The sequence below is a fragment of the Hymenobacter citatus genome (genome assembly GCF_014333615.1).
GTDB lineage: Bacteria > Bacteroidota > Bacteroidia > Cytophagales > Hymenobacteraceae > Hymenobacter > Hymenobacter citatus.
This window is the reverse complement of the sequence record NZ_JACSCY010000003.1, coordinates 171,914-183,191: the sequence shown is the minus strand read 5'-3', so window position 1 is coordinate 183,191 and position 11,278 is coordinate 171,914. Positions and strand designations below refer to the sequence as shown.

Here is an 11,278-nt window from a genome sequence, read left to right as displayed (position 1 = left end):
ATAGTGAGTTTGTCGTTCTGCCGGCACAGTTTGCGCAAGTAGCGCGGTTCGGGCAGTCAGAACGACAAACTCACCATTTCACCATCTCACTATCTCACCGTATCTTGCGCCTCCAAACGTCAATGCCCGTGTCATTTCGGTTTATTATGAAGAATACGCTTCTGATCGGTCTGCTGGCCGGTGCTTCGCTGCTGTCGGTTGCTTCGTGCAGCAACCCCGATTACAAGAGAGAGGATAACGTGGCCGTAGAGCCCCTACCCCCGCTGCCACCCGAAGCCGATACTACCGGCGGTAAAGCAGCCCCCGAAAACCCTGCAACCCGCGAAATTAACGCGGTTAATGCGACGGAGGACATCAAAAAGATGCAGCCGCAGATGTAATACGGGCCACTTGGCCTGTGCCAACGCCCGGTTACGGCCCTTTCGCCGCAACCGGGCGTCGTTGTTTTTCACCTATTATTTTTTCGCTGATGTCCATTCCGTCCTCTATCACCGTTCGGCGAGGCGTGGAAGCCGATTTGCCGCAAGTGCTGGCCCTGATTCAGGAACTGGCCGAATACGAGCGCGCCCCACAGGAAGTCACCAACACCCTGGCCGATATGCAGCGCGACGGCTTCGGCCCGGAGCCAATTTTTAAATTCTTCGTGGCCGAAAACACCGCCCACGAGCTACTCGGCATTGCGCTGTACTACACCGCCTACTCCACTTGGAAGGGCAAGATGCTGTTCCTGGAAGATTTAGTGGTAACGGAAGCCGCCCGCGGCACGGGCCTGGGTAGGGCGCTGTTTGGTGCCGTAGTAGCCGAAGCCCGCGACACCGGCGCCCAGCGCATGAAATGGCAGGTGCTCAACTGGAACGAGCCCGCCATCGGCTTCTACCAAAAGCTAGGCGCCCAGCTTGATCCGGAATGGCTCAACGGCAACCTATCAGCCGAGCAGCTGCGGGACTGGCGGTGAAATGGTGAGATAGTGAGATGGTGAAATAGTGAGTTTGACGTTCTGTCATCCTGAGCGTAGCGAAGGACCTTATCGCGTTGAACGACAAGCGTACCAACGACTCGTTCTAGCGTGATAAGGTCCTTCGCTGCGCTCAGGATGACAGAACGTCAAACTCACTATTTCACCATCTCGCTATCTCACCTCTTAGTCAAGAATCTCCAGCATGGTGCGAAAGGAGATGAACTGGCCGGGGAAACGAGTTTCTAAGGTAGCGTTGAGGCCGGGTTCGAAGGCGTTCTGGAAGGCTTCGAGCTGTTCTAGGCCGAGGGCGTAGTACTGGGCAGCGTAGGTGTAGCCGTCATTTTCTTCGTTGAGCAGGCGGCAGAGCTGGTGCTTCACGAAGAAGCCCGTGGCCATTACTTCGGGCATGTGCGCGTCGCGGACATATTCCATCCACTCCTCAGCCACTTCGGGGTCGACGCTGCTGGTTACGTTGTATAAAATCATCAGGGAAAGTAAAAGGTTAAGTGAGCCAGCCCTCGCCAGCGTCGGGCGCGATGCGGGTAGGCGTAGATTCAATGATATCGTAGTGCACGGCGCCGGCTTGCGTAAAGGGGTCGGCAGCTACGATGGCCTCGATGGCCGCACGGCTCTCGGCGCGGGCCAGGAGCATACCGCCCGTGCGCGGTATTTTTCGGCCTGAGAGCAGCAACGTACCTGTCTGGTAGTGCGTGTCTACCCATGTCATGTGCGACGCCATCAGCGGCTCTATCTCCTCGAAGGGAACCAAATAAGTGAGGGAAAGCAAAAACATACCCACAAAGGTACCACTCAGACCCGCATGTGGTCGAAGTGAAAGTCCTGAATGCGGGCCTGAATGTCTTTGGGCGATAGTTTCTCCCGAATAGCCGCTTGCACCAGCGCTGGCAGCTCGGCATCGCCGGCAAAGCGCAGATTCAGGATTTGGGGTAGGGTGAGCTGATCTTCCAGCGGCCGCAGACTCTGGCCAGTAGCTTCAAAATACTGCTGGCGCAGCTCCAGCCGGATAATGCGGTCCTGCAACGTGAGAGCGTAGTGCTGCCGAAGCATCAACAGTACACCTAGCCCTACCACGGCCAGCGCCGCCACCGTAAACCACAACCGCGAGTTCTCCGAATCGTTGCCGGCTACATCGGTATAGCGCCGCACGCCATACGCAGCCAGAATGAAAGCCGCTGGCAGCAGCACATAGTGATGCCAGGGGTAGTACATAACGGTGTTCTTGGTTGGGGAGGCAGCCATAAGCGAAAGTAGAAGTAGAACGTAAGTGTAGATAAAAAAGAAAGCCCCGACCACACGGCCGGAGCTTTCTGTACGGAGAAGCGCAGGAAAAAGCCGTTTGAGCGGCGTGTGTTACATAGTAGCCGCCTTCTTTTCGGCGCGGGCTGCTTTTTTCTGCTCACTCAGGGCTTGTTTTTCGGCGTGCGCCTGCTGGCGGGCCATTTTCTCCTGTTGCTTGGCTTGCTTGGCCACCATTTTCTGTTCTTTCATTTGCGCTTTCTGCGCTTTCATGGCATTGCGCTGATCCTTTACCTCGCGCTTGCTCTCACGCACAGCATCGCGGCTAGCGGCTGACTGTTGCTTCTGCTCGCGCAGAGCAGCTTTGGCATCAGCCGCGCGCTGCTGCTGGCTCTGCATGTCGGTAGTAGTTGTTTGTGCTTGTGCGGGCACGGCGAAAAATGCGGCGCCAGCAACGGCCAAAAGGCCCAGTATCTTTTTCATTGTCAGAGGGATGTTGATACTGCCGTATACGGCATTGGCGGTGCCCAGTTGAACGGGGCTCAAGTTATTTACTCCACATAGTCGAGGTCTTTGCCATAGCTTTCGGGGAGGGTAGCGGCTCCAAAAAAGGCCAACGACAACGTAACCACACCGATAACCAAGGCCGCGCCCACAATGCCTAGTTCCGGCCGCAACGCCAGAAACGCTGGATTGATAAGTACAATGGCGCCGCGCGCAAAGTTGGGGGCTGTGGTAGCTACGGTGGAGCGCAGGTTGGTGCCAAATTGCTCAGCCGCCACCGTTACGAACAGCGCCCAGAAACCGCCCGCAAAGCCTATCAGAAAGCACACCCCGTAAAAAAGGGTAGGTGAGGCCCCACGCAACCCAAACAGGTACACGCCTACCATCACGGTGCTGGCCGCAATAAAGGCTTGGAGGGTGCGGTTGCGGCTGCGCAATAATTGGCTGAGGCCACCGCTGGTGAAGTCGCCCAGGGTGAGGCCGAAGTAGCACCAGAACACGCTCAGCCCACCCGTTACGGGTCCAGTCAGACCAAATTCTCGCCCAAATTCCGGCGCCAATGTGATAAGGATGCCAATCAGAAACCAGAAGGGCACGCCCAGAAACAGGCAGCGCAGGTAGCGCCCAAACCGCTCCCCGTTGCTGAACAAAGCCAGGAAATTGCCGCGCTCCACGCCTTCGCGCTTGGCTTGCTCAAACATGCCCGATTCAAACACGCCTACCCGCAGGGCCAGCAACGCCAGCCCCAGCCCACCGCCAATAAAATAAGCATTGCGCCAGCCAAAGGCCGCGCCTATCCAATACGCCACCATCGCGCCCGATACGCCCACCGAAGCTACAATCATGGTGCCGTAGCCGCGTTTTTCTTTGGGTAGGCTTTCGGCTACCAGCGTAATGCCGGCGCCCAGCTCCCCGGCCAGCCCTACCCCCGCAATCAGGCGTAGCCAGGCGTATTGGTCGATGGTCTGCACGAAGCCGTTGGCAATGTTGGCCAGCGAGTACATGAGAATAGAGCCAAACAACACCGAAAGCCTACCCCGTTTATCACCCAGCACGCCCCACAAAATGCCACCCAGCAGCATGCCGCCCATCTGCATACTCAGTAGGTATTGACCTTGTTCCGTTACGGCGTTGGTATCGGTAATGCCAATACCATTCAGGCTCTGCACCCGGATAATGCTGAACAGCACCAAGTCGTAAATATCCACGAAGTAGCCCAGCGAGGCCACAATAACGACGGCGCTGAGCAAGGAGGCCGTTTTGGGAGAGGGGGTAGGGGAGGACATGGGTAGGAAAAGGTTGACTGCAACAATGTAAGCAGTTCCGCCTACCCACCGCAACTCAGCCAGCCGCTGCTACCGACTGCTGCGCCGCCACACATCCTTGGCAGCCGTCTTCGTGCGGCACGGGCGTGGTGTCTTCCAGCTGCACGGTGATGTGGCCAATGTTGAAATGCTCCCGCAACTCCACCTGCAAATGGCTCAGAAACTGGTTGTCCTCGCTGGTAGCAGGGCGCACTAGGTGGGCCGTGAGGGCCGTTTCTTGGGTGCTGAGGGGCCATACGTGCAGATCGTGCACTTGCGTCACACCGGGCTGATCCAGCAAAAACTGCCGCACCTCGGGTAGCTCAATGCCATCGGGTACGGCTTGCAGGCTGAGCTGCACGGTTTCGCGCAGCAACCCCCACGAGCCATAAGCGATAATACCCAGGATTAGGAAGCTAATAATCGGGTCGAGCCACAGCCAGCCGGTGAAGTACACCAGCGCCCCGCCTACCACTACTCCCACCGACACTAGCGCATCGGTGAGCATGTGCAGGTAGGCCCCGCGCACATTCACGTCGCCCTTCTGCCCGCTGCTAAACAGCCAGGCCGTGAAGCCATTCACAACAATGCCCGCGCCGGCCATCAGCATTACTAGCTTGCCATCTACTGGCTCGGGATGGCGCAGGTGGTCGATGGTTTCCCACAGGATAAAGCCCAGCGCGGCGTACAGCAGAGCCGCATTCACCAGCGCGGCCTGAATGGTGGCGCTCTTGTAGCCGTAGGTGTAGCGCGCCGAAGCCTGCCGCTTGGCCAGCAGCGCGGCGCCCCAGGCAAGGGCCAGACTAAGCACATCGGAGAGGTTGTGGCCCGCATCGGAGAGCAGCGCCGCTGAGTTGCCCCAGAAGCCGCTGGCTGCTTCGGCTACCACAAACACCAGGTTCAGCCCGATGCCCCAACCAAAGGCTTTTCCAAAGTTGCCATCGGCCGGAATGCCGTGGCTGTGGCCGCCGTGGTTGTGGTTATGGTCGTGCGAATGGTTGTGGTTGTGTGCCATGCGGAGAAGGAGACCCTGTCTGTCATCCTGAGCGGAGCGAAGGATGACAGACAGGGTCGAAATGACGTTCTATTATTAGAAGCCACTCAGTTAAACGCCAGCGGGACTACCAGCTTCACGCTCACGTTGCGGCCCATATTGAATACGCCGCGTCGGCCGGTCACGTTGTTGACGTCGGCGTATTTCAGGCGGCTCAGGTGACTCTGGTAACCCACATCAAACAGGTTGTTGGCGGCCAGGTAGAGGCTGAAGAGCGTTTGCGCGTTGGCATTGCGTACATCGGTGCCCAGGCTGGCATTGCAAAGGGTGTAGCCGGGTGTGCGGGTCTCGGTGGAGTAGGCCGCGTAGAAACGGTCCTGCGCAAAGGTGTGTTCCACCAGAAAGCTGGCGTAGAGGTTCGCCAGGTGCTGGCTTTGCCCTACCTTCCGAAAGTTCACCCGCAGCTCCGACTGAAACCGATTGGCCGGAATAAAGGGTAGGTAGCGCGTGCTATCGGGCTGGTGGAGTTGGGTGGCCCGCACCATCGAAAAGGTATTTTCGAAATGCAGCCAGTCCAGCGGGTGGGGGTGTATGTCGAGGCTGACCTCGCCGCCTATTAGCCGGGCATCGCCCTGGCCGTACCGAAACACTGGGTCGCCAGTGGCAGCAATAGAGTCGGCGCCCGAAGCAGTAGCCAGGCGACTGGGGAAGATGTAGTGGTTGATGCGGTTATGAAACGCATCCACGTTCAGGCTGATGTGCTGCGTGGTATAGCTCACGCCGGCGTCCAGCTGGGTGCTCACCTCAGCCCGCAGGTTGGGCTCCCCAATTTCGTAGCGGATAGTGCCTTCGTGCTGCCCATTGGAGCCCAGCTCGGCAATATTGGGTGCCCGAAACCCGCGCGACACGTTGGCCTTCAGTGTTAGATCATCGGTAGCATTGAAGGCCCCGCCCGCGCTACCCGACACGTTGCGAAAGGTGCTGGTGAAGCTACCAAACTTGGTTTCGGCGCCCGGCGCGTCGGCCGGCACGGGCTGCTCATCGGCATTTAGGTAGAGCGCCTCGGCTTTGATGCGCCGAATGTCGTAACGCAGGCCGCCGCTCAAGTCGAGCTTGCCAATGGTTTTTTTGGTAACGCCAAATACGCCCCCATCAAACAGCCGATACGCCGGAATCAGGAACTCTACGCCTTTGTTGCGGTTCTGCTGTGCTTGGCCACTCACCCCGAGCGTCGTGTTCCAACCGTTTTTTTCGGGTAGAAAATAGCGGGCGGCGTAGTCTACGGTGTGCAGTTGAAAGTACAGCTCGGGCTCGTTGGGGGCTAGCACGTCGCCAAACTCGCGGCGCAGGTTTTGCTGCCAGCCCACGTTCAGCGTCAGACGGCTCTGGCCCAGAATAAAGTTGTTGTCGGTGCCAATGCGCAGGTGGTTTACCTGCTGGCGCGGCACCGACAGGCCGTAGCCGCGCAGGTCGCTACTGCTCACGGGCACCGTGGCCACGGCGTCGGTGCCTACGCGCACATCCTTCAGAAAGCGGCCGGTGGCCTCCTCCCGGTCGCCTTCGGTCAGGCCTAGCTCCTGGTTAAAGGAGTTGAACGTGAGGTGCGCAAAGCCCCAACTCTTATTTAGCCCCACATAGCCGTTGCCGTCCAGCTCCCGAAAACCCGAGTTGAACACGCGGCCATCATATGGATTGCGGTAGGGGCCGGCTAGTTTGCCAGTGCCGCGCACCAGCCAGTTCAGCCCGTTGCGGTTGCCGGCATTCATCAGCGAGTAGCCTTGCAGGTGGTTATTGGTCTGGTAGTTGGCCGATACTGCCCCCAGCACCTTGCCTTCCTCCACGGGGTCGGCGGGTAGGAAGTTGATAACGCCGGCCATGCCATCGGAGCCGTAGAGCAGTGAGCCAGGACCTTTGATAATCTCTACCCGGTCCACCGAGTACTGGTCGATTTCGATGCCGTGTTCGTCGCCCCACTGCTGGCCTTCCTGCTTGGCACCGTTGTTCAGCATAATCACGCGGTTGGCTCCCAATCCTCGGATAATGGGCTTGCTAATGGCTGGCCCAGTGGTAATTTGGGCCACGCCGGGCGTATGAGCCAATGCGTCTACGGCGTTGGTGCTGGCCCGCTGGCTCAGCTCTTTATTACTAATGATGGTGGTAGGCACAGGCGAGCGTCGCATTTCCGTAGCCGCCGACACACCCGTTACCACTACCTGCCCAATTTCGGTAGTGGCCGGCATGAGGGTTAATTCCAACGGCTGCCCGCTACCCGTGTCCACGGTGCGCACCAGGGTAGTATACCCCAGAGAACGGACCTGCACCAAAAACCGCCCGCGCGGCAGATTGGAGAAGCTAAACGTCCCATCGGAACCAGTGGCAGTGGCCTGCCGCAAATCCTGAAATAGCACGGTAACCCCTGGCAACGCCTCGTGCGTGTCGGCATCTATCACGCGGCCCGTAACTGGCGAAGACACTGTAGCGCGTGCTGTAGATGCTGCTGGAGTGGTGGTTTGGGCGAAAGCGCTCTGAGCGAGCAGACCAACAAAAATCAGATAACGGGTCATAAACAGCTGCATGAGATAAAGCGCCAAATGGTAACCATTGCAGTCGACCTCCGTAAAGCAGCGCTTCATCTATTCAAAAGTAGCAGAAAGTTGTGCAACGGCCCGAGAAGCTGTCATTAAGTAATGTTATATAAGAATAATACAATTAAATAGTGTAACAGGTTATATTGAACTATTTGCAGTATAATCTGTTTCCATTTATGGGATAAGCTGACGAAGGCCTTCATTGGTATAGCGCATTTAGCTTATTTATGAACGCATTTATTCTGATAAATAAAGTATTATATACGACATTACTGTATTCTACTCCTTGGAATACAGATCCAAATAATAGATTTGAATAAATATTTTTTGCATAATTCATATATAAACGGAAATCGATATACCTTTGCCTGCATCATGTTATATGACTTAGATTATATGCTTATTCAGTATGCCGACGAGCTTCGGCTGCTGCGTACTCAATGGAAAGCCGGGCACTCTATGCAAGACTTCAAACAAGGGTTATTACGTATACTGGAAATAGCAGAGCAACAAGCAGTTACACGTGTAGTATTGGATCTGCACGACTTGCCAGATATTGATATAATGGAGCAGGCTTGGATCAGTCTGACGTGGCTTCCAAAAATGGCAAGCCAACCACTACAGCAAGTAGCATTGGTGATGCCGCCCCGTAGCCTCTACAACCAGATGGTAGTAGAGAGTATCTTGTGGATGGCACAAGCGCTTATTCATTTTGATATTCAGTTTTTTTCGGAGGCAGAAGATGCACTCGAATGGGTTACCGGAGATTCGCCACTGCTACCGGCATCACAGCAGGAATGGCACCGCCCCAGCACGCTAGCTGCAGCAACGTCTGACAAACATTACGTAAGCGTAACGTGCTCATAATATTGAGGTAGTAGTAGCAGTGCAATTTTGTAGTAGTCAACCTGTTTGCCGCTTACTGCTATGAAAAAGATGCTGCGCTTACTATCGGGACTGTTGCGCCCAACAAGTCCGCTCCCTACCGCTGCCAGCGATACACCAGAAATGCTATTCGTGTAACGAAGGGGATTGTTCGCCGGGTGAAGCTCTCCAACGGCCGAAAAGACATATCTCGTTGCTAAGCTCAACAGTAAATTTATCTATTCCGTGGTATGGTCTAGCCGGAATAGTATAATGATCTATCGGTTTCCTTGTGTTACGGTTCTCTTTGATGCCAACTTGCGGTTGCTATGGTGGAAATGGGTCGATGCATCCAAAGACGTAGCTTTTAAGGAGGTCTTTGAGCAACTGTTGCAGCTGTCCGACGAGTTGAAGCCCTTTCGCTGGCTGGCCGATGTCAGTAGCCTACCCGCTGTGAGCCTCATACACCAGCACTGGCTGAGTGAAAGCTGGTTGCCTCAATATCGGCGGTTGCATATTCAGGCGCTGGCTATACTGCTCCCTTCCTCGTTGCACAATCAGCTGGCGTTGGAAAATCTGGTAGACAATGCCCTCCCCACCACTCATTGCGATATGCAGTATTTCACTGAAGTATTGGCGGCTTTGGATTGGCTGGCGCTGATGGATGAGGAATGCGCAGCGCAATTGCATCGGCAGTGGCTGGCCGCCGTATAAGCCGGTTTTGAAGGTAGGGTACCGCAAAGCGCTGTCAAACTGGCAGCCAAAAGGCTCGTGGAATATCTTTTGAAGGGAGCAGGGCACTGCGCCACTCGGCGCCTGAAATTGTCTGTTCACCCTAATATTCCTGTTATGCAAGAGAAAGGTAGCATCTCGATTCACACCGAGAATATCTTCCCCATCATCAAGAAATTTCTGTACTCCGACCACGAAATCTTCCTGCGCGAGCTGGTGAGCAATGCCGTGGACGCCACCCAGAAGCTGAAGAGCCTGGCTCAGCTGGGCGAGTTTAAAGGCGAGTTGGGCGAGCTGAAAGTACGCGTGACGGTGGACAAGGAAGCCCGCAAAATCACCATCTCCGACCGCGGCATTGGCATGACAGCCGAGGAGATTAAGAAATACATCAACCAGATTGCCTTTTCCGGCGCCACCGAGTTTGTGGAGCAGTACAAGGAGAAGGATGCCGCCACCAAAGACCAGATTATCGGGCAGTTTGGCTTAGGTTTCTACTCAGCTTTCATGGTAGCCAAAGAGGTAGAAATCTGGTCGAAGTCGTATAAAGAGGATACGCTGACGGCCCACTGGACCTGCGATGGTAGCACCGAGTTTACCTTGGATGAGCCCACTGGCGAGCACGAAAAAGCTGAGCGTGGCACTGACGTAGTACTGCACGTAGCCGAAGATTCGGATGAGTTTCTGGAAGAAGCTCGCCTGAAAAGCATCCTCAGCAAGTACTGCAAGTTCCTACCCATCCCGATTGAGTTCGAAGGCGAGGTAATCAACCAGACAGCCCCCATCTGGACCAAGCAGCCTTCGGAGCTGACCGACGAGGACTACACCAAGTTCTACCAGGAGCTATACCCCTTCTCGGAGCCGCCGCTGTTCTGGATTCACCTGAACGTGGACTACCCCTTCAACCTGACGGGTATCCTGTACTTCCCCAAAATCAAGGACGAGCTGCAATTGCAGCGCAACAAGATTCAGCTCTACTCGCGTCAGGTGTTCATCACCGATGAGGTGAAGGACGTGGTGCCCGAGTTCCTGATGCTGCTGCACGGCGTAATTGACTCGCCGGATATTCCCCTGAACGTGTCGCGCAGCTTCTTGCAGGCCGATGCGGCGGTGAAGAAAATCAACACCTACATCACCAAAAAGGTAGCCGATAAGCTGGCCGAGCTGTTCCGCAAAGACCGCGAAGGCTACGAGCAGAAGTGGTCGGATATCGGTTTGTTTGTGAAGTACGGCATGCTGTCGGACGATAAGTTCTACGACCGCGCCAAGGATATTGTGTTGGTACAGGATACTGCCGGCAAATATTATACGCTGAACGAGTACCAGGAGCACATCCAGGCCAACCAGAAGGACAAGAACGACCAGACAGTTATCCTCTACACCACCGACCCCGAGGCCCAGCACGGCTACGTGCAGGCGGCCCTGGATAGAGGTTACTCGGTACTGAAGCTGAACGCCGTGCTCGACCCGCACTTCATTGGGCAGCTGGAGCAGAAGCTAGAGAAAGTAACCTTCAAGCGCGTGGACGCCGACACGGTAGGCAAGCTCATCGAGAAGGATGAGACGACCGAAAGCGTGCTCAGCGACGACGACAAAACCAAGCTGACGGAGGTATACAAAGCCGCTATCAACAACGAGCACATGCAGGTGCAGGTAGAAGCCCTGTCGCCACAAGATGCGCCGGTGATTGTGACGGTGCCCGAATTTATGCGCCGCATGAAGGATATGCAGCGTGTGGGCGGCGGTGGCGGCATGCAGATGTTCGGCTCCTTACCCGACAGCTACACGGTGAGTGTAAATGCCAACCACCCCGTGGCCCAGCGCGTGCTGGCACAGGAGGGTGAGGCCGGCCAGAAGCTCGCCAAGCAAGCCTTTGATCTGGCCCTCCTCAGCCAGGGTATGCTGAAAGGCGAAGCGCTAACGGCTTTCGTAAAACGCAGCGCCGACCTCCTAACGGCCGAATAGAGGAGGTTGCTCAGTACAAGAAAGTCTGAGAAGTTTTAAAGAGTACAAAAGCCCGCTGCCTGTTACAAGGTAGGCGGGCTTTTTGTTGTTTAAGGAAAGTGGGTTTCGGTGAGTT

12 protein-coding genes are annotated in these 11,278 nt (G+C 55.9%); 5 read left to right on the top strand and 7 right to left on the bottom strand.

The window, feature by feature from the left end; translation table 11 throughout:
- Positions 1 to 146: 146 nt before the first annotated feature.
- Together H8B15_RS05120 and H8B15_RS05115 are read left to right on the top strand one after the other, a co-directional pair.
- A complete protein-coding gene (locus H8B15_RS05120) occupies positions 147 to 380 on the top strand; it encodes a hypothetical protein (protein WP_187318596.1) in 234 nt (77 codons plus the stop codon).
- Between the two features lie 89 nt (positions 381 to 469).
- Positions 470 to 955 (top strand): GNAT family N-acetyltransferase, encoded by a 486-nt coding sequence (locus H8B15_RS05115; protein ID WP_187318595.1) that lies wholly within the window; start codon positions 470 to 472, stop codon positions 953 to 955.
- Between the two features lie 186 nt (positions 956 to 1,141).
- Here the strand turns inward: H8B15_RS05115 and H8B15_RS05110 are convergent, their stop codons facing one another.
- The 7 genes from H8B15_RS05110 to H8B15_RS05080 all read right to left on the bottom strand — a co-directional run bounded on the left by H8B15_RS05110 (position 1,142) and on the right by H8B15_RS05080 (position 7,581).
- A complete protein-coding gene (locus H8B15_RS05110) occupies positions 1,142 to 1,444 on the bottom strand; it encodes a DUF4286 family protein (protein WP_187318594.1) in 303 nt (100 codons plus the stop codon).
- Between the two features lie 16 nt (positions 1,445 to 1,460).
- The gene (locus H8B15_RS05105) at positions 1,461 to 1,751 is read right to left on the bottom strand and encodes a YciI family protein (protein ID WP_187318593.1); all 291 of its coding nucleotides are present in this window, start codon (positions 1,749 to 1,751) and stop codon (positions 1,461 to 1,463) included.
- Positions 1,752 to 1,768: 17 nt separating this feature from the next.
- Positions 1,769 to 2,218, bottom strand: coding sequence for a DUF6526 family protein (locus H8B15_RS05100; protein WP_187318592.1), 450 nt, complete (start codon positions 2,216 to 2,218; stop codon positions 1,769 to 1,771).
- A 111-nt stretch (positions 2,219 to 2,329) separates the two neighbouring features.
- Positions 2,330 to 2,698: a hypothetical protein gene (locus tag H8B15_RS05095; protein ID WP_187318591.1), complete on the bottom strand. Its 369-nt coding sequence runs from the start codon at positions 2,696 to 2,698 to the stop codon at positions 2,330 to 2,332.
- A 68-nt stretch (positions 2,699 to 2,766) separates the two neighbouring features.
- Positions 2,767 to 4,005, bottom strand: a complete 1,239-nt coding sequence (locus H8B15_RS05090) for an MFS transporter (protein ID WP_187318590.1) — start codon at positions 4,003 to 4,005, stop codon at positions 2,767 to 2,769.
- A 55-nt stretch (positions 4,006 to 4,060) separates the two neighbouring features.
- The gene (locus H8B15_RS05085; protein ID WP_187318589.1) at positions 4,061 to 5,038 is read right to left on the bottom strand and encodes a cation diffusion facilitator family transporter; all 978 of its coding nucleotides are present in this window, start codon (positions 5,036 to 5,038) and stop codon (positions 4,061 to 4,063) included.
- Between the two features lie 86 nt (positions 5,039 to 5,124).
- Positions 5,125 to 7,581 (bottom strand): TonB-dependent receptor, encoded by a 2,457-nt coding sequence (locus tag H8B15_RS05080; protein ID WP_187318588.1) that lies wholly within the window; start codon positions 7,579 to 7,581, stop codon positions 5,125 to 5,127.
- 336 nt (positions 7,582 to 7,917) lie between these two features.
- On the opposite strand from H8B15_RS05080, the gene H8B15_RS05075 reads away from it, so the two are divergent.
- From H8B15_RS05075 to htpG, 3 genes are all read left to right on the top strand, one after another.
- Positions 7,918 to 8,472 (top strand): STAS/SEC14 domain-containing protein, encoded by a 555-nt coding sequence (locus H8B15_RS05075; protein WP_187318587.1) that lies wholly within the window; start codon positions 7,918 to 7,920, stop codon positions 8,470 to 8,472.
- Positions 8,473 to 8,742: 270 nt separating this feature from the next.
- Positions 8,743 to 9,183: a hypothetical protein gene (locus H8B15_RS05070; protein ID WP_187318586.1), complete on the top strand. Its 441-nt coding sequence runs from the start codon at positions 8,743 to 8,745 to the stop codon at positions 9,181 to 9,183.
- A gap of 135 nt (positions 9,184 to 9,318) precedes the next feature.
- Positions 9,319 to 11,163, top strand: coding sequence for a molecular chaperone HtpG (gene htpG / locus H8B15_RS05065; protein WP_187318585.1), 1,845 nt, complete (start codon positions 9,319 to 9,321; stop codon positions 11,161 to 11,163).
- Positions 11,164 to 11,278 lie beyond the last annotated feature (115 nt).